26 protein-coding genes are annotated in these 23,856 nt (G+C 39.9%); 13 read left to right on the top strand and 13 right to left on the bottom strand.

Features of this window, described 5'->3' with window-relative positions; genetic code table 11:
• Window position 1: 1 nt before the first annotated feature.
• Window positions 2-2,479: a replication restart helicase PriA gene (gene priA / locus K7X70_RS19375; protein ID WP_222538623.1), complete on the top strand. Its 2,478-nt coding sequence runs from the start codon at window positions 2-4 to the stop codon at window positions 2,477-2,479.
• An 85-nt stretch (window positions 2,480-2,564) separates the two neighbouring features.
• Entirely contained in the window at window positions 2,565-3,221 is a 657-nt protein-coding gene (locus tag K7X70_RS19370) for a protein-L-isoaspartate(D-aspartate) O-methyltransferase (protein ID WP_222538622.1), read from the top strand.
• A 16-nt stretch (window positions 3,222-3,237) separates the two neighbouring features.
• On the opposite strand, the gene smpB is transcribed toward K7X70_RS19370, so the two are convergent.
• The 3 genes from smpB to K7X70_RS19355 all read right to left on the bottom strand — a co-directional run bounded on the left by smpB (window position 3,238) and on the right by K7X70_RS19355 (window position 6,301).
• Window positions 3,238-3,687 carry an SsrA-binding protein SmpB gene (gene smpB / locus K7X70_RS19365; RefSeq protein WP_182961031.1) on the bottom strand — a complete coding sequence of 150 codons (450 nt, stop codon included), beginning with the start codon at window positions 3,685-3,687 and terminating at the stop codon, window positions 3,238-3,240.
• Window positions 3,688-3,783: 96 nt separating this feature from the next.
• Entirely contained in the window at window positions 3,784-5,646 is a 1,863-nt protein-coding gene (locus K7X70_RS19360) for an Nramp family divalent metal transporter (protein ID WP_222538621.1), read from the bottom strand.
• A 1-nt stretch (window position 5,647) separates the two neighbouring features.
• Window positions 5,648-6,301, bottom strand: coding sequence for a metal-dependent transcriptional regulator (locus K7X70_RS19355; protein ID WP_222538620.1), 654 nt, complete (start codon window positions 6,299-6,301; stop codon window positions 5,648-5,650).
• A gap of 137 nt (window positions 6,302-6,438) precedes the next feature.
• Between K7X70_RS19355 and K7X70_RS19350 the strand changes: the two genes are divergently transcribed.
• Entirely contained in the window at window positions 6,439-6,909 is a 471-nt protein-coding gene (locus K7X70_RS19350) for an Lrp/AsnC family transcriptional regulator (RefSeq protein ID WP_048906633.1), read from the top strand.
• A gap of 92 nt (window positions 6,910-7,001) precedes the next feature.
• On the opposite strand, the gene ung is transcribed toward K7X70_RS19350, so the two are convergent.
• Together ung and K7X70_RS19340 are read right to left on the bottom strand one after the other, a co-directional pair.
• Window positions 7,002-7,679: a uracil-DNA glycosylase gene (ung, locus tag K7X70_RS19345; protein ID WP_222538768.1), complete on the bottom strand. Its 678-nt coding sequence runs from the start codon at window positions 7,677-7,679 to the stop codon at window positions 7,002-7,004.
• Between the two features lie 21 nt (window positions 7,680-7,700).
• Window positions 7,701-8,213 (bottom strand): thioredoxin family protein, encoded by a 513-nt coding sequence (locus K7X70_RS19340; protein WP_222538619.1) that lies wholly within the window; start codon window positions 8,211-8,213, stop codon window positions 7,701-7,703.
• Window positions 8,214-8,337: 124 nt separating this feature from the next.
• On the opposite strand from K7X70_RS19340, the gene K7X70_RS19335 reads away from it, so the two are divergent.
• Window positions 8,338-8,877: a hypothetical protein gene (locus K7X70_RS19335; protein WP_062549735.1), complete on the top strand. Its 540-nt coding sequence runs from the start codon at window positions 8,338-8,340 to the stop codon at window positions 8,875-8,877.
• Between the two features lie 46 nt (window positions 8,878-8,923).
• Here K7X70_RS19335 and K7X70_RS19330 read toward each other — a convergent pair whose 3' ends face one another.
• The 6 genes from K7X70_RS19330 to K7X70_RS19305 form a co-directional block, all read right to left on the bottom strand.
• Window positions 8,924-9,136 (bottom strand): hypothetical protein, encoded by a 213-nt coding sequence (locus K7X70_RS19330; protein ID WP_222538618.1) that lies wholly within the window; start codon window positions 9,134-9,136, stop codon window positions 8,924-8,926.
• A gap of 86 nt (window positions 9,137-9,222) precedes the next feature.
• On the bottom strand, window positions 9,223-10,944 hold the full coding sequence (lysS, locus tag K7X70_RS19325) for a lysine--tRNA ligase (protein ID WP_222538617.1): 1,722 nt from the start codon (window positions 10,942-10,944) through the stop codon (window positions 9,223-9,225).
• A gap of 148 nt (window positions 10,945-11,092) precedes the next feature.
• Window positions 11,093-13,000, bottom strand: a complete 1,908-nt coding sequence (locus K7X70_RS19320) for an AMP-dependent synthetase/ligase (RefSeq protein ID WP_222538616.1) — start codon at window positions 12,998-13,000, stop codon at window positions 11,093-11,095.
• Window positions 13,001-13,115: 115 nt separating this feature from the next.
• Window positions 13,116-13,442, bottom strand: coding sequence for a HesB/IscA family protein (locus tag K7X70_RS19315; RefSeq protein ID WP_062549731.1), 327 nt, complete (start codon window positions 13,440-13,442; stop codon window positions 13,116-13,118).
• 60 nt (window positions 13,443-13,502) lie between these two features.
• The gene (gene iscU / locus K7X70_RS19310; protein ID WP_222538615.1) at window positions 13,503-13,916 is read right to left on the bottom strand and encodes a Fe-S cluster assembly scaffold IscU; all 414 of its coding nucleotides are present in this window, start codon (window positions 13,914-13,916) and stop codon (window positions 13,503-13,505) included.
• A gap of 67 nt (window positions 13,917-13,983) precedes the next feature.
• Window positions 13,984-15,195, bottom strand: a complete 1,212-nt coding sequence (locus K7X70_RS19305) for an IscS subfamily cysteine desulfurase (protein ID WP_062549729.1) — start codon at window positions 15,193-15,195, stop codon at window positions 13,984-13,986.
• 124 nt (window positions 15,196-15,319) lie between these two features.
• On the opposite strand from K7X70_RS19305, the gene mce reads away from it, so the two are divergent.
• The 8 genes from mce to K7X70_RS19265 all read left to right on the top strand — a co-directional run bounded on the left by mce (window position 15,320) and on the right by K7X70_RS19265 (window position 21,052).
• Window positions 15,320-15,727 (top strand): methylmalonyl-CoA epimerase, encoded by a 408-nt coding sequence (gene mce, locus K7X70_RS19300; RefSeq protein WP_222538614.1) that lies wholly within the window; start codon window positions 15,320-15,322, stop codon window positions 15,725-15,727.
• A gap of 4 nt (window positions 15,728-15,731) precedes the next feature.
• On the top strand, window positions 15,732-16,019 hold the full coding sequence (locus K7X70_RS19295; RefSeq protein WP_222538613.1) for a hypothetical protein: 288 nt from the start codon (window positions 15,732-15,734) through the stop codon (window positions 16,017-16,019).
• 95 nt (window positions 16,020-16,114) lie between these two features.
• The gene (locus K7X70_RS19290; protein ID WP_062549726.1) at window positions 16,115-16,363 is read left to right on the top strand and encodes a type B 50S ribosomal protein L31; all 249 of its coding nucleotides are present in this window, start codon (window positions 16,115-16,117) and stop codon (window positions 16,361-16,363) included.
• 71 nt (window positions 16,364-16,434) lie between these two features.
• Window positions 16,435-17,601 (top strand): putative sugar nucleotidyl transferase, encoded by a 1,167-nt coding sequence (locus K7X70_RS19285; protein ID WP_222538612.1) that lies wholly within the window; start codon window positions 16,435-16,437, stop codon window positions 17,599-17,601.
• A 68-nt stretch (window positions 17,602-17,669) separates the two neighbouring features.
• A complete protein-coding gene (gene tpiA, locus K7X70_RS19280) occupies window positions 17,670-18,434 on the top strand; it encodes a triose-phosphate isomerase (RefSeq protein WP_222538611.1) in 765 nt (254 codons plus the stop codon).
• Window positions 18,434-19,273 (top strand): 50S ribosomal protein L11 methyltransferase, encoded by an 840-nt coding sequence (gene prmA, locus K7X70_RS19275; RefSeq protein ID WP_222538610.1) that lies wholly within the window; start codon window positions 18,434-18,436, stop codon window positions 19,271-19,273. Before tpiA ends, prmA begins: the two co-directional genes overlap by 1 nt.
• Window positions 19,274-19,326: 53 nt before the next feature.
• Window positions 19,327-20,682 carry a UDP-N-acetylmuramate--L-alanine ligase gene (locus tag K7X70_RS19270; RefSeq protein ID WP_222538609.1) on the top strand — a complete coding sequence of 452 codons (1,356 nt, stop codon included), beginning with the start codon at window positions 19,327-19,329 and terminating at the stop codon, window positions 20,680-20,682.
• 40 nt (window positions 20,683-20,722) lie between these two features.
• Entirely contained in the window at window positions 20,723-21,052 is a 330-nt protein-coding gene (locus K7X70_RS19265) for a helix-turn-helix domain-containing protein (RefSeq protein ID WP_062549721.1), read from the top strand.
• An 8-nt stretch (window positions 21,053-21,060) separates the two neighbouring features.
• On the opposite strand, the gene K7X70_RS19260 is transcribed toward K7X70_RS19265, so the two are convergent.
• Together K7X70_RS19260 and K7X70_RS19255 are read right to left on the bottom strand one after the other, a co-directional pair.
• Window positions 21,061-22,179: a GNAT family N-acetyltransferase gene (locus tag K7X70_RS19260; RefSeq protein WP_222538608.1), complete on the bottom strand. Its 1,119-nt coding sequence runs from the start codon at window positions 22,177-22,179 to the stop codon at window positions 21,061-21,063.
• Between the two features lie 71 nt (window positions 22,180-22,250).
• A complete protein-coding gene (locus K7X70_RS19255; RefSeq protein WP_222538607.1) occupies window positions 22,251-22,436 on the bottom strand; it encodes a hypothetical protein in 186 nt (61 codons plus the stop codon).
• A gap of 626 nt (window positions 22,437-23,062) precedes the next feature.
• Between K7X70_RS19255 and K7X70_RS19250 the strand changes: the two genes are divergently transcribed.
• A complete protein-coding gene (locus K7X70_RS19250; protein ID WP_222538606.1) occupies window positions 23,063-23,725 on the top strand; it encodes an acetyltransferase in 663 nt (220 codons plus the stop codon).
• Window positions 23,726-23,856: the final 131 nt, after the last annotated feature.

Here is a 23,856-nt window from a genome sequence, read left to right as displayed (position 1 = left end):
GATGAGTGCTGGTCAACTGGAATTCGAAGAACGGGAAACGCTGTTTATCGAAGTGATCTTGCCATTGTCGTTGGCGAAGAATTATATCTATAGGGTGCCTTTTGAACTGAATGATCAGATTGCGGTAGGAAAGCGTGTGGTGGTTCAGTTCGGGAAAAGTAAAATTTATACGGCGCTGATTAAAAGCGTCAGTCAGCAGGCTCCGGAAATTTATCAGGCCAAATACATCATCGATGTGGTGGATGAACATCCGGTAATTACGGCTTTACAGCTGGAATTCTGGGAATGGATGACTAGCTATTACCTTTGTAATGAGGGAGAAGTGATGGCGGCAGCATTGCCCGCAGGTTTGAAGCTGGCCAGTGAAACGATCATCGTGCTGAAAGAAGAATTTCCTCAGGATGGTGAAGTGCTCAATCTTAAACAAGAAACTCTCATCAATGCGTTAAAAGTGCATGGTCGATTGACAATAGATCAGGTATCTGCTTTGTTAGGACAGAAAACCGTGTATCCGATCATCAATACTTTACTGGATAAGGAGATGGTGTATATTGCCGAAGAGGTGATAGAAAAGTATAAACCATTGTTAAAATCTTTTGTCACCCTCCATCCATTTTACCAGGATGAAGAGAATTTGAAAGAACTCTTCGCTGTTTTAGAGCGCGCTCCAAAGCAATTGAATGCACTGCTGACTTATTTAAAGTTGTCCAGGCAACAAAGCACGATTCCGAAGGCACAACTTCAGGAAGAGAGTGATTGTGGTTCAGCCGCGCTAAAAACGTTGATGGATAAAGAAGTTTTTGTGATCGAGAAGAAGCCGGTGAGCAGACTCAAAGAGCAGGACGATGATTTTGTGCTGAACTTTGAATTGAGCGAAAACCAGCAGCTGGCTTTGACACAAATTGAAACAGAATTTGAAAAGAAAGATGTGGTGCTTTTACATGGGGTCACGGCCTCAGGTAAAACACAGGTATACATCAGACTGATTGAAAAAGCAATTGAAAACGGCGGACAGGTTTTATTCCTCCTGCCGGAGATTGCCCTGACTACTCAGATTGTAGAGCGGATCCAGCGTTATTTTGGGGATGCAATTGGGGTATATCACTCTAAATTCAACAACAATGAAAGGGTAGAAATCTGGAATAAGGTGATCAATGGTAAGTACCGGATTGTTTTAGGCGCCAGATCTGCAGTGTTTTTACCTTTCCAGAACCTAAAACTGATTGTCATTGATGAGGAGCACGAATCTTCCTACAAACAGCAGGAACCGGCACCACGTTATCAGGCAAGGGATGCAGCAGTGTATCTGGCCTGGTTACATAAGGCAAAAGTAGTATTGGGTTCGGCTACGCCATCTATTGAAAGCTATTTCAATGCGCTGCACCAAAAATATGGCCTGGTGACGATGTCTGAACGATTTGGTGGGGTCGCTCTGCCTATTCAGGAGGTGATCAGCATTTCAGAAGAGACAAAAAAGAAAAAGATGATTTCTTATTTCTCCAGTCAGCTGGTGGAAGAAATCGATAATACTTTGAAGCTAAAAGAACAGGTAATCCTGTTTCAAAATAGACGTGGTTATGCTACGATCCTAATCTGTGCAACTTGCGGTTATGCCCCAAAATGTGTGAGCTGTGATGTGAGTTTAACGTATCATAAAACCAGCGGCAAGTTACATTGCCATTATTGCGGTTACCATCAAAATAGCATCAATGTGTGTCCGGCTTGCGGTTCTGTACATATTGAGCAAAAAGGTTTTGGAACTGAAAGGGTAGAAGAGGAACTGACGCTGATCTTCCCGGAAGCGAAAATAGCAAGGTTAGATGTCGACAGTACCAGAACGAAAAATGGATTGCAGCAGATCATTTCTGATTTCCAGGAAAAGAAAACTGATATCCTGATCGGTACACAAATGGTGGCGAAAGGACTGGATTTCGACAATGTGACCCTCATCGGGGTGATCAATGCCGATACTTTATTGAACTATCCGGATTTCAGAGCTTTCGAAAGAAGCTATCAATTGCTGGCACAAGTAGCGGGTAGAGCTGGAAGAAGGGACAAACAAGGAAAGGTGATCATTCAGGCTTATGATGATAAACACCGGATCATTACTCAGGTAATTGATAATAAATACCAGGAAATGTATACGGATGAGATTCGTGAGCGAAGAGAATTCCAATATCCGCCTTTTACCAGGGTGATTTTTGTCAATATTAAACATAAAGACATGAACCTGCTGAATGTTGCCGCACAGAAATTCGCTAATGTTTTGAAAGGACATCTGGGGAGCCGGGTACTTGGACCAGAGCAGCCAATGGTAGGTAGAATCAGGAATTATTACATCAAGCAAATCATTATTAAGACAGATAAAAATACAGCCATCACTAAAGTGAAATCGATATTAAAGGACGTTATATTGCAATTTCAGGCAGAAAAGGAGTACCGCGGGGCAATTGTTCAGGTGGATGTAGACCCTTACTAGTTTTATTGCGATTGATACTGTGAGGATTATAATTTTGCTGTAGATTATGTGGTCACATTAGATTTCAAAAAGCTATTTTTGGGTAATGGCATATAAGTTTGTAGATAATTACAGGGAGCGGGGAGCGAGAAAGAAATTGGTTGCTCATCTTGAAGGTAGAGGCATCACCGATAGGCGGGTGCTGGACGCGATTGGGAAAGTGCCACGTCATTTTTTCTTTGATGAAACTTTCTGGAATCAGGCCTATAAGGACATCGCTTTTCCTATTGGTGATGGACAAACCATTTCACAGCCTTATACGGTAGCTTATCAAAGTGAGCTGCTCCACATCAAAAAAGGAGATCAGGTACTGGAAATTGGAACGGGTTCTGGTTATCAGACTTGTATATTAATGGAATTGGGGGCCAATGTGTATACGATTGAACGTCAGGAAAGTATTTACCGCCATACCATTCGCGTTTTACCTGGAATGGGATACAATGCACACTTTTTCTTCGGAGATGGCTCTAAAGGTATTGTGGAGCACGCGCCATACGACAAGATTATCGTGACTGCAGGCGCACCATGGGTTCCTGAAGCGCTATTGAAGCAATTGAAAATAGGCGGTATTATGGTGATCCCTGTTGGCGATGAAAATACCCAGAAAATGGTAACCGTCATCCGCGTCAGTGAAACGGATTACGATAGGATTGAACTGGATACTTTCCGTTTTGTGCCTTTAGTAGGAGATCAGGCCTGGTAGGTTAATTCCCAGGCTTTTATTCTTTCATTGCACGATCCATTTCTCTTTTGGATTCTCTGTCTTTAATACTGTCTCTTTTGTCGAATTCCTTCTTACCCTGGGCTAAAGCAATCTGAATCTTTGCATAACCTCTGTCGTTAGTGTAAATCCTTAGGGGAACAATGGTATAACCCTTTTCTTCGCTTCTGAATTTTAACTTTTTAAGTTCTTTCTTATGGAGCAGCAAAACCCGGTCACGTTTGATATCGTGGTGGTGGAAAGAGCTATGGCTATATTCTGAAATATGTAAGTTTCTAACGTAAAGAACATCACCTATGAACATGCAGAAGGCATCGGACATATTCGCTTTACCTTGTCTGATGGCTTTAATCTCGGTACCCAACAGGGCTAATCCGGCATTAAACTCCTCCACAATGTGGTAATCGAAGTAAGCTCTTTTATTTTTAATTTGAATATCGTTCTTCATTTGTATCAATTTTCACAAAGCCCGGCAGAGATAAATTCTATGCCGGATTTTATAAGAATACCGCTAATATCCGAAAGAAATAGGGATTTCTGAATTTTATCGGACAATTAATACGGGAATAGTTACTTTATGCCTTACAGAGTTCACTGTAGTTCCTAAAATCAGGTCTTTTATACCTTGGTGGCCATGCGCGCCCATCACCAATAATTCCAGGTCATTCTGTTTACTGATTTCTACAATAGCAGTCACCGTTCCCCCGTATCCAATGTGAGCACTGGATTTATACCCCAGGTCTTTTAAATTTGCGCGGTATTTTTCCAGGTTTTCTGCGTCACTCAAGGTTTCTGCATCTAGTGCTGCTTTTCCATGATACCTGGCCACAGCAGTTTCCACGACATGTATCAGGTAGTAATCCGCTTTTTTTCCACCCTGAATCAGGGCATGGCGAATGGTGTTCCGGTCATTTTTCGAGAAATCAACCGTAATGCCAATGCGTGAATAATTGATTTTCTCGATCTCCTCTATGTCCAGCGCATCGCCATGCGGAACATTGTGCTGCCCTTGTTCCGTTTTATTCAGGAATGGATAAATGAAAATATATAATAACAATAAGCCGATCAGTATGGCTGCAGGAATGACCAGTACATATAAGTACCAACTGTGATTATCGCTGGTCCAGCTGCTAATTTCTTCCACTACCAGTTTCACATTTAGGGCCACAATGAGAATAGAGCTGATCCAGGCCAATACTTTTACCCATGGTTTGATGGCAAAGCTTTTCATCGTTTTCTTATCCGAAGTGAAATGAATCAATGGGATTACTGCAAAGCCCAGCTGTAAACTCAGTACCACCTGACTCAAAATCAGTAAACCGCCTAAAGCATTGTCGCCGAGAATTAAGATGGTGAAGAAAGCAGGGATGATGGCAAGTAAACGGGTGATTAAACGACGCAGCCAAGGCTGGATCCTCAGCTTTAAATGGCCTTCCATCACGATTTGTCCGGCAAGGGTACCGGTTACTGTTGAACTTTGTCCAGCGGCAATCAAAGCGATGGCAAATAATGTAGGGGCTACATCTCCAAAGATGTTTTGCAGTAGTCTGTGGGCATCCTGGATCTCCGCAACTTCATGTAAGCCGTTTTTATAGAAGGCTGCCGCGGCAAGAATCAAGATCGCTGCGTTGACAAAGAATGCCATATTTAGGGCAACTGCAGTATCAATGAAATTGAATTTAATGGCTTCTTTGATACCTTTTTCGTCCCGCTCAAACTTCCTCGTCTGCACCAGAGAAGAATGAAGATAGAGGTTGTGGGGCATGACTGTTGCGCCAATAATCCCAATCGCAATGTATAAGGCTTCACCTGATAGTACTGAAGGTTCAAGTCCCTTAACGATTTCTTTTAGGTTAGGTTCTACAATAAACATCTCTACGAGGAAGGAGAAGCCTACAATAAACACCATGGATACGATAAAAGCCTCCATTTTACGCATGCCTTTATTCATCAGAAACAGCAGCAGGACAGTGTCAAGAATAGTCACACTGATTCCCCAGATCAAAGGCAGCCCGAATAATAACTGTAAACCAATGGCCATACCAATGATCTCTGCCAGATCACAGGCGATAATCGCAGTTTGCGCGAGGCCGAACAATGGAATGTTGATCCATTTAGGATAAGCATTTCTTGAAGCCTGGGCTAAATCCAGTCCTCTAACGATACCAAGTCTGGCACTCAAAGATTGCAGCAGCAGGGCGATCAGATTGGACATTAACAGGATCCAGATCAGCTGATATCCGAATTTACTACCTCCGGCAATGTCTGTGGCCCAGTTTCCGGGGTCCATATAACCGACACTCACTAAATAGGCAGGGCCGATAAATGATAAAATACGACGCCAGCCTTTGCGTTTGCTGGTGTCTACACTTTGATTTACTTCGCTTAGAGATTCGGAATGCTTCATTTTAGATCCTGATGAGTATGTGCTTGGCTATTTCTCTGGTGACACTTATTTTCTTTTCTTCTATAATAATTTCTACGGATCCATCAAATTCATTGATGGTACTAATGGTTAATGATTTCCCTAACGTAAGGCCCAATTTCTCCAGGTGCTTTAAAAAAGCAGAAGAATGTTCACTTACGCCCATGATCAGACCGCGGTCGTCTTTTTTAAGCCTACTTAGCTTTATGAATGGGACGAAATCGAAATTTCCATTTTTGTCAGGAATCGGATCACCATGGGGATCATTTTTTGGGAAAGCCAGAAATTCATCCAGCCGCTCTACCAGTTCCTGAGAATTGATGTGCTCAAGCTCTTCGGCAATGTCATGAACTTCATCCCATTTAAAATTTAGTTTTTCCACTAAAAACACTTCCCAAAGGCGGTGTTTCCTGATCACATTGATCGCGGTTTGCCGGCCGGCAGGTGTTAAACGTGCGCCCTGATATTTTTTATATAGGATCAATTCCTTTTCTGAAAGCTTTCTCAGCATATCAGTTACGGAAGCAGGTCTGGTCTGCATTTTTTCAGCAATCGCATTGGTTTGTACCGATTCTTCATTGTTCTCCGATAAATGGTAGATGATTTTCAGGTAGTTCTCTTCGGTGAATGATTGCATTTCTGTGTGTCTAACTAAATGTTTAGACAAATCTAAAAAATTAAAGAGAAATAAACTACAATTATTTGTACGATTTTTAGAATAAAATTTGGTGTTTTTACGTTGGTAGTCTACCTTTGATCATATTTTAAACACAGATGGCAGCAGAATTAGATAAAACAGACTTTAAAATACTGAAACTATTACAAGAAAACGGTAGGATTACCAACCTTCTTTTATCCCAGGAAATCGGACTTTCTCCGGCACCTACCTTAGAAAGGGTACGTAAACTGGAGATGTCGGGTTTCATAAAAAGTTATCATGCCTTGGTAGATGAAGAGAAGCTAGGTTTAGGAATAAAAACTTTCATCCAGGTTCAATTGGATTTTCATAAGAACAACACGATTCAGATTTTTCTGGATGAAGTGAATCAAATTAAAGAAATCACAGAATGTCACCATGTAACCGGACAAGCAGATTTTCTGTTGAAGGTATATGTAAATGACATCAAAGCTTACGAGCGTTTGATTATGGATAAGATCAGTAAGATCTCCGTAGTGAAAACTTTCCAAACAATGATGATCATGTCTACGACGAAGAAAGAACCAATTGTTCCTTTGGAATACTAAAACACTTCCTATTCACTTAGGAGAGACAGGGATCGATCCTGTTTTAAGGTTAAAAGGGCTGAGACTATATTTTGTCTCAGCCCTTTTGGTTTTTAGCTGATTTGCCAGTTGATTGGAGTTTTCCCTTCTTTGATCAATTGTGCATTGGTTTTTGAAAATGGCTTGCTGCCAAAGAAACCAGTATAAGCTGAAAAAGGAGAGGGGTGAGGCGAAGTGATCACAGTATGTTTACTCGTATCTATTAAGGCAATTTTCTTTTGCGCATAGGCGCCCCAGAGAATGAAAATCAATCCCGTTCTTTTTTCCGATAATTCTTTGATGATGGTATCCGTAAAGGTTTCCCATCCTCTGTTCTGGTGGGAACCCGCTGTTCTCGCCCTGACTGTGAGCGTGGCATTTAATAAGAGTACTCCTTGATCTGCCCATTGGGTCAGATTTCCATGGTCAGGCGTTTTGAATCCTTCCATATCTGTGCTCAGTTCTTTATAAATGTTTTTTAGAGAGGGTGGAACTGTAACTCCCTTTTGCACGGAAAATGAAAGACCATGTGCCTGGCCTGGTCCATGATAAGGATCCTGTCCCAGGATCACCACCTTCACTTGGTCGAATGGTGTATGGTTTAAGGCATTAAATACATCTGTGCTCTTAGGATAGATCTCATGACCCTGTGCTTTCTCTTCCAATAAAAATGTTTTCAAAGCTTTCATGTAGGCTTTGTCAAACTCTGGCTCCAAATGGGTGTGCCAGCTCGTATCTAAATTCAGTGGCATATCTATATCAATAAACATATTTTATTTTTTCGCGAAGATACTCAACATATCTTTTTCCAGCGTTGCTCTTGGTGATTCTGTGATGCGGCCCAGCTCTTTCCCTGCTTCGGTAAGAATGAAAGTAGGGACATGACTGATGTTCATACCATCGATCAGCCCGTTTTCCGCTTGTTTGCTGTGGTCTACGCAAATCAGGGTAATGTCTTGTTCTTTGAAATTTAAGGCATCCAGCATTTTGTAAAAATGAGGGACCTGCAGCTGACTATCACCGCACCAGGTGCCCATTACAATGGTGATCTTTTTATCTTTCATCAAAGGCTGCAAGGCGATGATCGTATTTGCGTCCGGCTGATAGGCTGGATATTCGACGTCATACCTGTGCTGCATCTCTGGCAGGGCTTGTAAACCCGCTCTGCTGCAGATATTGATCAATCCTGTCGTATTCCCGGCAGCATCTTTTGTTTTCTTGTTGATTTCTTGTGAACTGGCTGTCATAGCAAATAATAGTAGCGTAAAGGTAATTAACTTTTTCATCGCAGATTTGGGTTGGTTTTATAGGCTGATCGGGAGCATCCTCCTTTTCTTTATTGAAATTATAAATTAAATCTGCTTTTTGTGATATAAACACGATATTTGCAAAAAATAATTTAAAAGGAATATGCCAAATATAGTTCGCCTTATTATAGGTTTCGCAGTGTTAGGAGGGGCCATCGCCCTGATGGTCTTCGGTTTATGGGGATGGGGAATTTTAGCATTTTTCATCAGTCTTTTAATCCTGGTAACTTACTTCTTCAATGAGAATATGTTGCTTGCGCAGTGGTATTTGAGAAAAGACAACATGCCTAAATCGGAAGTTTTCTTAAGAAGAATCACTGATTATGAAAAACAATTGATTAGAGCACAGCACGGTTATTACAACTTGCTGATCGGTTTAATTGAATCCAGAAAAGCGCCAATGGCTTCTGAGAAGTACTTTAAGAAAGCACTTACTTTAGGAATGACTATGGACCACAACATCGCATTGGCTAAATTAAGCCTTGCGGGAATTGCGATGGGAAAGAGAAATAAAAGAGAAGCGCAGATGTATTTAGCAGAAGCGAAAAAAGCCGATAAGAATAAATTACTTGCTGATCAGATCAAACAGATGAAAGATCAGATGGGCATGATGGACAGACAGCAGCAAGTAAGGTACAAGTAGAAAATATTAAAGAAATGAGTAAAAAGCCACATGAAAATGTGGCTTTTTATTTTTCACTCAGTCTGTCAAAATTCTCATAGCTGTCTTGATTGGCTCTGCTGATGATATCATCATCCATATCATCTTTCTTTCTGCTGAAGAACAATTGCTCCGACTGGATTCTGGTGATCAGCTGACGGATCAAAGTCAAGTCAAAATCTTCTTTGTTGAGTTTGATGCAGTATTCGTTGTCTGTGATTTCTAAACTTGAGCTGTACATATTTTCTAGGTTTTAAATATGTCTAAAATTAAAAAAGGCTTGCTACATATTTTGTAGCAAGCCTTTAAGTTTATGTTATGTGTTTGTTAAGCAAACCAAGCTTCAACTGCCTCTTTTGAAGGCATCGTTAATTCCAGCTTCATTTTCTTGCGCATTCCTCCAAGATCGTTAAAAACCTTGTTTGGGTTCGCTGCTTTCAACTCTTCAATGGTATTGATGTTCATCTTTCTGATCACCGGAACCCATTCAGTCGGGATGCCAGCTTTTACGAAATCTTCATCGGTAGTTACTTTTGCTTTTTTCTCTGGTCTCATCTGAGGGAAGAATAAAACTTCCTGGATGGTCGACTGGTTCGTCATTAACATGACCAATCTATCGATTCCAATACCTAAACCAGAGGTTGGAGGCATACCATATTCCAATGCACGAATAAAATCGTCGTCCATGGCCATTGCTTCATCATCGCCTCTTTCAGCCAGTTTCAATTGATCGATCAGACGTTCTTTCTGATCAATAGGATCGTTCAGCTCTGAATAGGCATTGGCAATTTCTTTACCATTTACAAACAGCTCAAATCTTTCTACCAGGCCTTCTTTACTTCTGTGTTTTTTAGCCAATGGCGTCATTTCCAAAGGATAATCCGTGATGTAAGTTGGCTGGATCAGGTTGGCTTCTACTTTCTCACTAAACAACTCATCGATCAGCTTTCCTCTGCCCATGGAAGCATCTACTTCAATATTCAGACTCTTGCAAACCTCTTTGATCTGATCCTCTGTCATGTCTGATACATCTATTCCAGTATATTTCTGAATAGATTCGTACATGGTTAGTTTTTCATAAGGACCTTCGAAATTGATTTTGTGTTTACCCACTTCAATTTCTGCTTTTCCATGAATTGCCACTGTGATTTTTTCCAGACAATCTTCTACCATGGCCATCATCCAGATGTAGTCTTTATAAGCTACATAGATTTCCATAGAGGTGAATTCTGGGTTATGGGTACGGTCCATACCTTCATTTCTGAACATTTTACCGAACTCATAAACGCCGTCGAAACCAGCTACAATTAGCCTTTTCAGGTAAAGCTCATTTGCAATACGCAGGTATAAAGGCATATCCAGGGTGTTGTGGTGTGTCGTAAATGGACGCGCCGCTGCACCACCATGAATGGGCTGAAGAATCGGAGTTTCTACTTCCATCCATCCTTGTTCATCAAAGTAGTTTCTCATCGTATTGATGACTTTTGAACGGTTGATGAATATCTGTTTGAATCCAGGGTTTACCGTAAGATCCACATAACGCTGTCTGTAACGCAATTCAGGATCCGTAAAACCATCGTAAATATTTCCTTCCTCATCGCGTTTTACTACTGGTAAAGGCTTTAAGGATTTTGATAACAATTTAAATTCTGTAACGTGTACAGAGATCTCACCAGTCTGGGTAGTGAAAACATAGCCTTTTACGCCTATAAAGTCGCCCAGATCCAATAACTTCTTGAATACGGTGTTGTATAGGGTTTTATCTTCATCAGGGCACAACTCGTCTCTTTTTAAATAAACTTGTATTCTTCCTGTCGAATCTTGCAATTCTACGAAGGCAGCACTTCCCATAATTCTGCGGGTCATGATACGGCCTGCAATGCTAATGTTCTTATATGCAGTCTTATCTCTTTCGTAGTTAGCTAAAATATCTGCGGCATGGGCATTGATTTCAAATGCTTCAGCAGGGTAGGGATCGATCCCTAATTCACGAAGTTGGTTTAGCGAATTTCTACGCAACAACTCTTGTTCTGATAGTCCTGTACTCATATTTGTGATCTGTCCGGCATCATGCCGGAAAAGGTTTATTTTATGCTGATTATTTCACAGAATTCTGTGACCTCACAAAAATAGTGATTTGTGAGGTTTTTAAACGATTAAAGGAGGCATTAATCTCACATTTGTTCTAAAATGAGGTTTAATCTGCTTCCACTTCTTCCTGATACATCTCGTCGATGTTAGCGGCGTACTTGCTTTCAATGACTTTTCTTTTCGCTTTCATCGTTGGCGTAAGCTCTCCATCTTCGATGCTAAAAGGGTTTCTTTTGATTTTGAAGTTTTTGATGCGCTCAAACTTGGCCAGCTCATTAGAGAGTTTTTTGATGTCTTTCGCCATCCATTCCACGATTTCTTTATCTTCAATAAATAGCTGGGGTTGTTGGAAAAAGGCCTCTGTAAGCTGGAACTCTTCCTGTAAGCTTTCTTTATTTGGGATAATGATCGCCGTTAAATACTCTCTTTTATCACCAATAAGAAACAGTTGCTCGATTTTAGGGCTTTTCAGGTAAATGTTTTCTACCGGAGTAGGGTATACATTTTTTCCGTAAGCATTGACGATCATGTTTTTTAAGCGGTCGGTGATCTGGAGATTTCCTTTGTAAAAACGACCAATGTCACCGGTATGGAACCAATTGTCTTTATCAATGGCTTCTGCGGTTTCTGCAGGTTTGTTAAAATAACCTTGCATCACACAATGTCCGCGGACAATAATTTCTCCTTCTGCGCATTCAAAATCCTCCTGGAAGGTTTCATGCGTTTGGATATTGATGATTTCTTTAGTTTCTATGTTTTGAATGCCAATTTCAATACCCGGAATCACACGGCCAACGGTACCATATACTTGTCTGTCGTATTCCGTTACCGCCATAACAGGCGAAGTTTCTGTTAAACCAAAACCTTCCAGCACTTTAATGCCCAGGTTTCCGAAAAACTCACCCACATTTTTAGGTAGTGCAGCACCGCCGGATAACATGAATTTTAATCGTCCACCGGTTTTTTCCTTGATTTTGCTGAATACCAGTTTTTCGGCAACTGCTTTTTTAGCTGATAAGATCAAGCCTGGTTTTCTGCCTGCTTCTTTCTCCGCACGATATTGCTGTCCGATGTCCAAAGCCCAAAGGAAAATCTTTGCCTTTAACCCACCTCCAGCTGTACCGCTTTTGATGGCTTTGTCGTGGATTCTTTCCAATAAGCGAGGCACGCAGCTCATGACGGTCGGTTTGATCTCTGCCATGTTTTTGGCCAGTAGCTCTAAACTTTGTGCGTAAGCAATTTTACAGCCTTGTGCACAGCAAACATGGTACGTTGCCGTACGCTCAAACACATGAGATAGGGGTAGAAAAGATAAAAAGGTTTCTGTTTCGTCGATAATTGGGATTTGCTGCAAACAAACTTTTACGTTTTGTACAAAGTTGTTGTGCGAAAGGACTACTCCTTTTGGGGTGCCTGTAGTACCAGAGGTATAAATTAGCGAGGAAGTATCAGAAGGGCGCAGCGATTCCCGGATGCGGGTAATCTCCGCACGTCTTTCTTCAGTTACCGGGCTTTCCAGCAAGGTAGAAAAAGGAATGATTTCTGCCTTCATTCCTTCCGGCAAAGCAATCTTTTGATAATCTGGAAAAACTGGGATGATATATTCCAGATTTCTACAGTTCTCGGCTATTTTAGTTACTTTTTTATATAGAAAAGGATTGCCGATCAGAATTGCTCTGATTCCTGAATCGTTGATGATGTAAGTGACTTCCTGTTCAGATAGCGTAGGGTAGATGGACACGTTAATTGCACCAATCTGCTGGATCCCCTGGTCATAGTAAACATAGTCTGGAGAGTTTTCGATCATTAAGCCCATCCGGTCACCTTTTACAATTCCTTTGTCGAGGAAAAATGAAGCTATAGCATCTGCACGTTTCAGTGTGGTTTCAAATGAGATTTCTTCCCAGTCTGCATTCTTCTTATGAATGAGAAAAGTCTCGGTGGGTTTATGGATGTTTTCCACCACATTTCTCAAGAGACTTGGGACGGTAGAAAACTCATTAAATGTTACCATGGTAATTTATTTTGTTTGATTGGAGGAACAATGATAAACTTTTCTTTGTTAAGAAAAAATCAGTTCATGAAAAAAGGGCACATCAGTGCCCTTTTATATCAATAAGGTTTAGGAATTAAACAGAGAAACTCTCGCCACAACCGCAGGAACGACTTGCGTTAGGGTTATGGAAATTGAATCCTTTTCCGTTTAGACCATCTGAAAAGTCAAGCTCAGTACCGGCTAGATAAAGAAAGGATTTCATATCTAATGCGATCCTGATTCCTCTGTCCTCGAAAAACTGATCTCCGGTTTTTTCTTCGTTATCAAAATCTAAATTGTATGATAAACCAGAGCAACCTCCACCTTTTACAGAGACGCGCAAAAAATAAGTGTCATCCATCTGCGCATCTTGCATCAGGTGATCAATTTTGCTTTTTGCTTTATCGGTTATCGTAATCATCGTTTTAAAAATTAAAGTTTAGCAAAACAAATCAAATTGCCTGCCAAACTATGATTGAAATTAGTGATGAGATTTAGGCATTGCAATTGGCTCCATACCGTTTTTAATACGGTAATCGTTGATTGCAGATTTGATCGCATCTTCAGCCAATACTGAACAGTGGATTTTTACCGGCGGTAAAGCCAATTCTTCCACGATGTCCATATTGTCGATGGTCAAAGCCTCATCTACAGTTTTTCCTTTTAACCATTCAGTAGCTAAAGAAGAAGAAGCAATTGCAGATCCGCAACCAAAGGTTTTGAATTTTGCATCTGTGATCACATTGTTGTCATCTACTTCAATCTGCAGGCGCATTACGTCACCGCACTCAGGTGCGCCAACTAATCCTGTTCCTACATTCTTGCTGTCTTTATTTAAAGTACCAACATTTCTAGGGTTGGTATAATGTTCCATTACTTTTTCTGAGTATGCCATTTTGTTTTCCTCCAAATCTCCGTTTCCGGGGATTATATTTTAAATATTGTTTATTAATGGGTGTAGCTTAGTGCTCAGCCCATTCAATTTTACTTAAGTCAATTCCTTCTTTAAACATTTCCCATAGTGGAGAAAGTTCTCTTAAGTGATTTACTGCTGCTTTAGTGTGCTCAATAGCAAAATCAATTTCTTCTTCAGTCGTGAAACGACCCAATCCGAAACGGATAGAAGAGTGCGCTAAATCATCAGAAAGACCTAAGCTTTTCAATACATAAGAAGGTTCTAATGAAGCAGAAGTACAAGCAGATCCTGAAGATACGGCAAGGTCTTTCATCGACATCATTAAGCCTTCACCTTCTACATATTTGAAGGAAATATTAGCTACATGAGGCAAACGGTGTTCTGTGTTACCATTTACATAACTTTCTTCCATTTGGGATAAAGCGCCTTCCAATTTATCTCTTAATGCAGATAAACGTTTTGCTTCTTCATCCATCTCCAAACGACAAAGTTCACATGCTTTACCTAAACCAACGATACCAGGTACATTTAACGTTCCTGAACGCATGCCGCGCTCATGACCACCACCATCAATCTGTGCAGTTACTTTAACCCTTGGGTTTTTACGGCGTACATATAATGCACCAACACCTTTAGGGCCGTACATTTTATGTGCTGAAAATGCCATTAAGTCAATACCATCAGCGTTTACGTCTACAGGGATTTTTCCTACAGCTTGTGTCGCATCAGTCATGAATAATGCACCATGTTTATGAGCAATAGCAGATATTTCTTTAACTGGCTGAATTACGCCGATCTCATTGTTACCATACATGATGGTTACTAAAATCGTTTGTTCAGTCATTGCAGCTTCAAGTTCCTGAAGATCGATTAGACCATCAGCTTTCACTTGTAAGTAAGTTACTTTAGCACCTAGTTTTTCCAGGTGTTTACAAGCATCTAAAACTGCTTTGTGCTCAGTAGTAGCGGTAATGATATGGTTACCTTTGTCCTGATACATTTCGTAAACTCCTTTGATACCTAAATTGTCTGCTTCTGTAGCACCTGAAGTAAAGATGATCTCTTTATCAGTACAGCCAATTAGTTTCGCCACTTGTTCACGAGCGTAGTCAACACCTTCTTCTGCCACCCATCCAAAAGCGTGGTTACGGCTGGCAGCATTACCAAATTTGTTGGTGAAATATGGTAGCATCGCTTCTAATACCCTTGGATCAAGAGGAGTAGTTGCATTGTTATCTAAGTAAATAGGAAGTTCCATCGTATGTAATTATTCTTAATAATAGACAAATGTACGAAAAAAGAATGCCAACAATTATAAATAATAGCTATGACCGTATAGGTAAAACCTGCATTTTTACATTTTTCTAACCGTTTAAGCAATTATGAAAAAGATAGAGCACATTGGGATCGCTGTAAAAGACCTGGATTTTTCCTGTGATCTTTATGAGAAATTATTAAATACTGCTTGTTATAAAAAAGAAGCGGTGCTTTCTGAAGGCGTAAATACTGCGTTTTTTCAGGTTGGACCCAATAAAATTGAATTGCTGTCGGCCAGCAGCCCGGAAAGTCCGATTGCAAAGTTCCTCGAGAAAAAAGGGGAGGGCATTCACCACATTGCTTTTGATGTGGAAGATATCCTGGCGGAGATGGAACGGTTAAAAAATGACGGTTTTGTGCTTTTGAATGAGCAGCCTAAGCTGGGTGCCGACAATAAACTGGTCTGTTTTCTTCATCCGAAAGGGACAAACGGCGTATTGTTAGAACTGTGTCAAGAGATTAAACCGCTATAAAAGGATGGAAGATTTAAAAGCATTGAGCAGTATCGTCGGGAAAGACTTTGAAGTTGAGGAAATCTGGACAGAAGCGCAGATCAGGGAACGATTGGTGCAGGCTTTTGCCTACCTGCTCGACAATGACATCTCCAAAATGATGAACATATTGTACCGGACAGACGTAGATGAGGAGAAATTAAAAAGCCTTTTGATCAGTAATTCCGAACTCCCTTCCGCTGAAGTCATTGCTGATGCCTATTTAAGGCGACAAAAAGAGAAAATTGAGACCCGGAAAAAGTATAGTAGATAATTTTTCAAGACTTCCTTGCTAATGAAAAATAATTTTAGGATATTTGCAACCTTAAAAATAAGCGAGAAATAAGGAAATAATAATATAAAAGCATCATGAAAAAAGATCTGCATCCATCAAACTATAGATTTGTAGTATTTAAAGATATGTCAAATGAGTACTCTTTCTTAACGAAATCTTGTGTAGATACTAAAGAAAGCATCAAATGGGAAGATGGTAACGAATACCCTCTATACAAATTAGAGATTTCTCATACTTCACACCCTTTCTATACTGGTAAAATGAAGTTAGTAGATACAGCTGGTCGTATCGATAAATTTAAAACTCGTTACGCTAAGAAGTAATTCTACAAAAAAAGTAATTATTTTAAAGTCCCGGTGCTGTTGCTTCGGGACTTTTTTTATTTTTGTTACTTATGAAAATCAATTTATTTGATGATAATGCCTGGGCATCCTTACGTCCGCTATCTTTCACAAGACCGGTTGCCGACCTCCGTGTTGGAATTTTAACCATAGCTCAAAAATGGGAGCGGCATTTAAATGCCACTGCCGGCTTTCTGACCATTCCTTATCTTTCTGTTAAATACCCAGCACAGCCAAGTGCCAGCTTGTCCATCAATGGATCGGTATGTCCTGATGAAGGCTTACTGGAAGCAATAGATCGTTTGCGTGATGGTGAAGTGTTAAAACAAGAAGATTTGCTGATTGCTTACCGGGCGCCTTTTGGGACCTCTCCAGAGGAGCTGAATGCGCTGAAACCAGTCGCTTATAGCGCTTCAATTATCAGAATCCTCCATCCGGAAGATATTTTTAAAAACAATGATATAGAACTGAAAAAAGACTTTAGTTTATTGACAAAAGGTCGTTCTTCCGCAATATTAAGCAGTACTAACGTGATCCTTGGAGAAGAAGTCTTTGTAGAAGAAGGCGGAGGAGCGGAGTGTGCAACATTGAACAGCTTAAGCGGACCAATTTATATTGGTAAAAACAGCCAGATCTGGGAAGGGGCACACATTCGTGGATCCTTTGCACTTTGCCATGATTCACAAGTCAAGATGGGGGCGAAAATCTACGGACAGACTACCATAGGTCCATTTAGCCGGGTTGGAGGAGAAATCAATAACGCCGTGATCTGGGGGTATTCCTCTAAAGGTCATGAAGGTTATCTTGGCAATTCTGTAATGGGACAATGGTGTAATATTGGTGCGGATACCAATAACTCGAACCTTAAAAATAACTATGCCTCAGTGAAAATCTGGGATTATACCCTGGATGATTTCAGGCAAACAGGAATGTTATTTTGTGGAATGATCATGGCCGACCATGCAAAATGCGGCATCAATACCATGTTCAATACCGGGTCAGTTGTAGGCGTAGGAGCCAATGTTTTTGGTGCCGGATTCCCTAAAACTTTCCTTCCTGATTTTTCATGGGGTGGGGCACAAGGATTTGAAACTTACCGCCTCGAAAAAATGTTTGAAACTGCAGAACAGGTGTTTATACGTAGGAACTTGCCTTTTGATGAGAAAGAAAGAAATATATTAACCGCTGTATTTGAATTGACTAAGTCATATAGGAGTTAATTATCACTAAAAAAACAGCAGAATTGAAGCCTTTATCTTAGCTTCATGGCGCTAAAACAATAAAAATTATGACCAGAAAAAAAATCGTTGCCGGAAATTGGAAAATGAATTTAGACTATGCCGAAGGGGTATCTTTATTCTCAGAAATCGTGAACATGGTAAGAGATGAGAAAAAAGGTGACCAAATCGCCATCATCTGTTCTCCATTTATTCATTTAAACAGTTTGGCACAATTAGGTGGTGAAACGGTTAAAATTGGTGCTCAAAATTGTCACCAAAACGAAAGCGGCGCTTATACAGGAGAGACTTCTGCAAAGATGATTAAATCTGTAGGCTGTGAATATGTCATCATCGGACACTCAGAAAGACGTCAGTATTTCGCGGAAACAGATGAGTTATTGGCTCAAAAAACAGTAATTGCTTTACAAAACGGCTTAACGCCACTTTTTTGTATTGGTGAAACTTTAGACGAAAGAAATAACGGAAGTTATTTTGATGTCCTTAAATCTCAATTGGTAAATTGCGTTTTTGGTTTAGAACCTGCTGATTTTGCTAAAATTGTGATCGCTTACGAACCAGTTTGGGCAATTGGAACAGGCTTAACCGCTTCTTCTGAACAAGCACAGGAAGTGCATGCTTTTATCCGTGCTGAAATCGCTACTAAATACGGCATTGATATCGCAGAAGGTACCAGCATCCTTTATGGTGGCAGCTGTAACCCGAAAAATGCAGCAGAATTATTCGCTCAGACGGATATTGATGGTGGATTGATCGGTGGTGCTTCATTGAAATCAAGAGACTTTACTGACATCGTTAAAACTTTCAATTCTTAATGCAATACATCAAGGTAACATTCAGCTTTACAGCGATAGAAGAATATCAGCAGGATTTGCTGATCAGTGATTTGGCGGAGATTGGCTTTAATACATTTGAAGATACCGAAAATGGCTTTGCCGCATTTATTGACCTGGACAGTTACTCGTTAGAAAATCTAACAGAAGTGCTGGACAGTTATAAAGAAGAACTGGAAATTACGTACGACATTACAGAGATTGCTGCAGAAAACTGGAATGAGGAGTGGGAGAAGAATTTCGAACCTCTGATTATTGACGAGCAGTGTTATGTAAGGGCAACTTTCCATGAACCTCAGCCACAATATCAATATGAGATTGTGATTGATCCTAAGATGGCTTTTGGTACCGGTCACCATCAAACCACTACCATGATGATGCAATATATTCTGTCTACAGATGTTCAGGGGAAAAATATCCTGGATATGGGCTGCGGAACAGGGATTCTTGCCATATTGGCGGCTAAAAAAGGCGCAGCATCATTGGTCGCGATTGATAACGACGATGTGTGTTACCTGAGTACCTTAGAAAATTCTGAGCTGAACGGTATTACCAACTTAACCGCTGCCTGCGGTGGTAAGGAAACCATTCCTCAGCAAACTTTCGACATCATTCTGGCAAATATCAATAGAAACATTCTATTGGACCAAATCCCTACTTATGCTGGTGTTCTGGCCTCAGGAGGAAGTATTTTCTTCAGTGGCTTTTATGAAAGTCCAGATCTGGATATGATTAAAACAGCCTGTGAAGCTTTGCAGATCAGGTATGTAGATCATAAAAAAATAGGAGAATGGGTTGCTGCCCAGTTTAGAAAAGATTAAAGATCAATACCGCTTCGGCGGTATTTTTTTGTACCTTATTTTATCATTGTAATATGCGCATACATTTTATAGCAATTGGCGGTAGTGCCATGCACAATCTGGCCATTGCCTTACATAAAAAAGGCTACCAGGTAACAGGTTCTGATGATGTTATTTTTGAACCTTCAGGAAGCAGATTAGCCCGACATGGCATTTTGCCGGAGCAGATGGGCTGGGATGCCAGTAGGATAACAGCGGATCTGGATGCCGTAATTTTAGGTATGCATGCCTTACTGGATAATCCGGAATTGCTGAAAGCTCAGGAATTAGGTCTTAAAATCTACTCTTACCCGGAATATATCTATGAGCAAACTAAGGATAAACTTCGTGTAGTGATCGGTGGCAGCCATGGTAAAACCACCATTACCTCTATGATTCTTCATGTATTAAATTATTACCACCGCGATTTTGATTACCTGGTAGGTGCGCAGCTGGCGGGATTTGATACGATGGTAAAAGTCACAGACGAAGCTCCGCTCATCATTATTGAAGGCGATGAATACCTGGCTTCCCCAATAGACAGGAGACCAAAATTTCATTTATATAAAGCAAATATTGCAGTAATTAGTGGAATTGCCTGGGACCATATCAATGTTTTTCCAACTTTTGAGGATTACACCCGTCAGTTCGAATTGTTTATTGATACCATTCAACCGGAAGGAAAATTGATTTACTGTACTGCCGATGAAGATTTAAATCAATTGGTGGCAAGGTCTACGGCTAATGTACAGAAAATAGGATACGGGATTCCTGAGCATGAATTGAAAGATGGTGTAACTTATCTTTTACCTGAACACACCGAGTTAAATGTGTTTGGAAATCATAACTTGATGAACCTCAATGCGGCACGTTTAGTTTGCGAGGCTTTAGGTCTGAATAATGAACAGTTTAATGCTGCAATTTCTTCCTTCACTGGGGCTGCAAAAAGACTGGAAGTATTGATCAAAAAAGACCATACGAACGTCTATAAAGACTTTGCCCATTCCCCCTCAAAGCTGAAAGCGACTATAGAAGCTGTGAAAACACAGTTTACGGAAAGGAAATTGGTAGCGTGTATAGAGTTACATACATTTAGTAGTTTGAATAAAGAATTTTTAGCACAATATAGAGATACAATGAAACAAGCTGACTGTTCAATTGTATACATTGATGAAGAAACTTTTAAACATAAAAAGATTAAACCATTTAGCAAATTTGATGTACAAAATGCGTTTAATTGTAATGAATTACAGTTTTTTAATAATTCTGACGAATTAAAAGATTACTTTATGAGTATGAATTTTAATCACACAAATTTATTACTAATGAGCTCTGGTAATTTTGGTGGCTTAGATTTGGTGAAATTGGCACGTGAGTTGACTACTACCTAACATCAAGTAGAAACTAGAATAATACACCTAAATTTATCACATGAATATCATTGGAAAAAACATTAGACAATTACGCCAGAAGAACGGCTGGAGCCAAGGGGAAGTGGCCAAACGTCTAAATATTTCAATTCCTGCCTTTTCAAAAATAGAAACTGGTATTACAGATATTAACATCTCCAGATTAGAGCAAATTGCTAACCTATTCCAGGTATCGACGATGGACATCATCTCCAAAGAAGGTGAAAACCCACAGTCCCTTAATTTTGAAGAAATTAATGCCCTTAAAGATAAACTTGCTTTGAGGGAAGAAGAGATCATTAAACTCCAAAAGAAGGTGATTGATCTTTATGAGGAAATCCGCGAAAGATAGGCTTGCTATTAAAATATTTTACGTAGCGTCAGGTGTCGTTTGCCAAAAGTGGCACCTGTTGCTTCGTGTATCGACAGCATCTTGTCGTTAAAATCTCCTACCCAACTCAATTCCAGCTCATCATATTGATTTAAAGGCAGCACATATTCTTTAAGTTTAATAAAAAGTGCAGATTCTAATCCATGTTTCTGGAAAGATTTCTTGGTTCCCATCACGATGGCACGCATCCTGTTGACGCCAACCCAGCGTTTGTAAAGGAACATCAACTTTTGAATTAAGCCCAATTTACCGTTAAAACCTTTGATCATTTGATTGGCATCAGGAATGATCACCACAAAAGAGGCCGGTTCCCCGTTGATGTAGGCAAACCAGATCAGCTTTTCATCCATAATGGTTTCCATCTTTTTAAAGCTTTCCTGTAGAGTTTCCTTTTTAATGGGAACGAACTTCTCAAAATCCTGCCAGCCGTCATTGTAGATTTCCATCAGGTCCTGTACATATTTTTCAGAATTCTTTTTAGAGAAATGCTCAAAAGTATAACCAGGCTTATTGGCTACCCAGTTGGCGATTTTGGTAAAGCGCTCAGGAAAAGGCTTTCTAACGGCAAGGTGATTGGTGATTTGCTCGTAAGACTTCTCAAATCCATAGTTTTTGAAAAAGTCATGATAGTATGGGTGATTGTAATTCATGCCGTAAGAAGGTGGTGTAAAGCCCTCTACCAACAAACCCCAGAAAGAATCATTCTCCCCGAAATTGATTGGGCCGTCCATGGCTTCCATGCCTTGTTCCTGCAGCCAATGCTTTGCAGTATCAAACAGGAGGAAGGCCGCATGCTGATCAGCTATACATTCGAAAAAGCCCATGCCGCCAGTAGGCTGCTCGTATTGATGTGCTTTTTTGTCATTGATAAAAGCAGCAACCCGGCCAATGGTTTGACCAGCAGTATCTTTTAAAATCCAGCGGGCGCATTTTCCGTGGTTAAAGAAGGTATTCTTCTTCGCATCAAATATTTGCTCAATATCATTATCCAGCGGACAAATCCAGTTGGGATCATTTTTGTAAAGAAAACGTGCCACATTTAAAAATTCCTTTTTTGTCTTTGAATCGGATACGGGTATAATCTGCATGTATGCTGGGCTGAATTAAAATAAAAAGCATCCCTATAGGGGATGCTTAAAGAGATACTATGTACTGTTCTTTAATAATCGTCGTCATCGTCGTCACTGAAATTATCGAAGCCATCCAGATCATCTAAAGGCATGTCAAAGTCGTCGTCTTCATCTTGATACGACTTCTTGTTGCCGGTTACTTCACTTGAATCATCGATGTCAGTTTCAGGGTCAACTAATGAACTTTTGCTAGTAGGTTTTTTTGGATCTTTCATTACAAAAAAATAAATTCAGTAAGGTTTGTATTGATACGTTAAAATTACAAAAAATCTTTTTAAATATAAACAACGGCGTTTATTTGATTTTTTCGTGCATCAAAATTAGTATAAAAAATTTTTATGGGAAGAGTTATTTTAAAAAAAAATCAATGAAATTATAGGTTGCCTGGCAGTATAATTTTTATTGAAATCCGTCCGTAATTGCAGAAGAAATTCTCCTGATTTGATAAAAGTGGTGATGCTTAAATACTTTCGCGATCAGTTCGAATGGAATTATGTTTTTTTTGAAAATTAATAAAAGGGAAGGGGGGCACTGGATTTTTTTTTAGCCGGGAAGAACTAGCAATTGTAAGCTTAATGCTACTGAAATTGTAAATCTAAAAGACTAAAAATGTGAAATGGGTTTACAATCGAACATTGATCCATCCCATCTATTAAATAAGAGTGCTTTCCTGGAAAGTGTGGGAAATATGTTCAGATAAGCCATTTAATCACTGATTTTAAAAACCGATTTCTTTGGCTAATTGATTGTAAACCTGTTGCTCAATAACACAATTTGTGTAATGTTTACGCCCATTTTAACATACCTTTATTTGGCATATTCAAATAAAAGACATAAAATTATGAAAGTTGTTATTTACGGAATTGGAAAAATGGCAGAATTTATTTGCTACTCTTTTATTAATGATAGTCCTCATGAAGTGGCCGCTTTTTGTGTAGATGAAGCCTACGTTCCCAAGCCTGGTACCACGATGCTCGGATTGCCGATCCTTAGTTTTGATCAGGTGATGGAGCAATATCCGAAAGAAGAGTACGTAATGCATATTGCAATAGGTAGAAATAGTGCCAGAGAAAACCTTTATTATAAAGTAAAGGAAGCTGGATATGGTTTTGCAAATTACATCTCTTCAAAAGCAAATATTTGGCCGGATTTAATAGTCGGTCAAAATGTTTTTATTGATCAATGCTGTGATATTCAGCCTTTTGTTACGGTTGGGAATAATTGTATGTTAATTGGCGCCCGTATCGGTCACCATTCCACAATTGGGCATAATGTGCTGCTCTCTGGTAATATCCTGGCCGGAAATGTGATGGTAGGAAATAATTCTTTCCTAGGAATCAATTCCTCTGTGAAAGAAGATGTCCTTATCGGAAATAACAATATTATCGGTGCTGGGGTATTTGTGACAAAAAACACAGTCGATGATGTCATCATTTCCAATCCACCAACCATTCAAAGGATAGGAGACGCGAAGCGTTTTACACTGTTCCATAAAACAGCTTAAGTTCTATTATTTAAAAAAAATATCACTTACTTGAACAGTTCAAAAAGCTGTTGTGACTGGACTGGACTGGACTGGACTGGACTGGACTGGACTGGACTGGACTGGACTGGACTGGACTGGACTGGACTGGA

Source organism: Pedobacter polysacchareus, assembly GCF_019802255.1.
GTDB lineage: Bacteria > Bacteroidota > Bacteroidia > Sphingobacteriales > Sphingobacteriaceae > Pedobacter > Pedobacter polysacchareus.
This window is presented reverse-complemented; position numbering and strand designations above follow the sequence as displayed.

Bases quoted from the DNA above. Each gene is read 5' to 3' on its own strand.
- priA (WP_222538623.1), top strand. From the start codon at position 2: ATGAGTGCTGGTCAACTGGAATTCGAAGAACGGGAAACGCTGTTTATC.
- K7X70_RS19370 (WP_222538622.1), top strand. From the start codon at position 2,565: ATGGCATATAAGTTTGTAGATAATTACAGGGAGCGGGGAGCGAGAAAG.
- smpB (WP_182961031.1), bottom strand. From the start codon at position 3,687: ATGAAGAACGATATTCAAATTAAAAATAAAAGAGCTTACTTCGATTAC.
- K7X70_RS19360 (WP_222538621.1), bottom strand. From the start codon at position 5,646: ATGAAGCATTCCGAATCTCTAAGCGAAGTAAATCAAAGTGTAGACACC.
- K7X70_RS19355 (WP_222538620.1), bottom strand. From the start codon at position 6,301: ATGCAATCATTCACCGAAGAGAACTACCTGAAAATCATCTACCATTTA.
- K7X70_RS19350 (WP_048906633.1), top strand. From the start codon at position 6,439: ATGGCAGCAGAATTAGATAAAACAGACTTTAAAATACTGAAACTATTA.
- ung (WP_222538768.1), bottom strand. From the start codon at position 7,679: ATGCCACTGAATTTAGATACGAGCTGGCACACCCATTTGGAGCCAGAG.
- K7X70_RS19340 (WP_222538619.1), bottom strand. From the start codon at position 8,213: ATGAAAAAGTTAATTACCTTTACGCTACTATTATTTGCTATGACAGCC.
- K7X70_RS19335 (WP_062549735.1), top strand. From the start codon at position 8,338: ATGCCAAATATAGTTCGCCTTATTATAGGTTTCGCAGTGTTAGGAGGG.
- K7X70_RS19330 (WP_222538618.1), bottom strand. From the start codon at position 9,136: ATGTACAGCTCAAGTTTAGAAATCACAGACAACGAATACTGCATCAAA.
- lysS (WP_222538617.1), bottom strand. From the start codon at position 10,944: ATGAGTACAGGACTATCAGAACAAGAGTTGTTGCGTAGAAATTCGCTA.
- K7X70_RS19320 (WP_222538616.1), bottom strand. From the start codon at position 13,000: ATGGTAACATTTAATGAGTTTTCTACCGTCCCAAGTCTCTTGAGAAAT.
- K7X70_RS19315 (WP_062549731.1), bottom strand. From the start codon at position 13,442: ATGATTACGATAACCGATAAAGCAAAAAGCAAAATTGATCACCTGATG.
- iscU (WP_222538615.1), bottom strand. From the start codon at position 13,916: ATGGCATACTCAGAAAAAGTAATGGAACATTATACCAACCCTAGAAAT.
- K7X70_RS19305 (WP_062549729.1), bottom strand. From the start codon at position 15,195: ATGGAACTTCCTATTTACTTAGATAACAATGCAACTACTCCTCTTGAT.
- mce (WP_222538614.1), top strand. From the start codon at position 15,320: ATGAAAAAGATAGAGCACATTGGGATCGCTGTAAAAGACCTGGATTTT.
- K7X70_RS19295 (WP_222538613.1), top strand. From the start codon at position 15,732: ATGGAAGATTTAAAAGCATTGAGCAGTATCGTCGGGAAAGACTTTGAA.
- K7X70_RS19290 (WP_062549726.1), top strand. From the start codon at position 16,115: ATGAAAAAAGATCTGCATCCATCAAACTATAGATTTGTAGTATTTAAA.
- K7X70_RS19285 (WP_222538612.1), top strand. From the start codon at position 16,435: ATGAAAATCAATTTATTTGATGATAATGCCTGGGCATCCTTACGTCCG.
- tpiA (WP_222538611.1), top strand. From the start codon at position 17,670: ATGACCAGAAAAAAAATCGTTGCCGGAAATTGGAAAATGAATTTAGAC.
- prmA (WP_222538610.1), top strand. From the start codon at position 18,434: ATGCAATACATCAAGGTAACATTCAGCTTTACAGCGATAGAAGAATAT.
- K7X70_RS19270 (WP_222538609.1), top strand. From the start codon at position 19,327: ATGCGCATACATTTTATAGCAATTGGCGGTAGTGCCATGCACAATCTG.
- K7X70_RS19265 (WP_062549721.1), top strand. From the start codon at position 20,723: ATGAATATCATTGGAAAAAACATTAGACAATTACGCCAGAAGAACGGC.
- K7X70_RS19260 (WP_222538608.1), bottom strand. From the start codon at position 22,179: ATGCAGATTATACCCGTATCCGATTCAAAGACAAAAAAGGAATTTTTA.
- K7X70_RS19255 (WP_222538607.1), bottom strand. From the start codon at position 22,436: ATGAAAGATCCAAAAAAACCTACTAGCAAAAGTTCATTAGTTGACCCT.
- K7X70_RS19250 (WP_222538606.1), top strand. From the start codon at position 23,063: ATGAAAGTTGTTATTTACGGAATTGGAAAAATGGCAGAATTTATTTGC.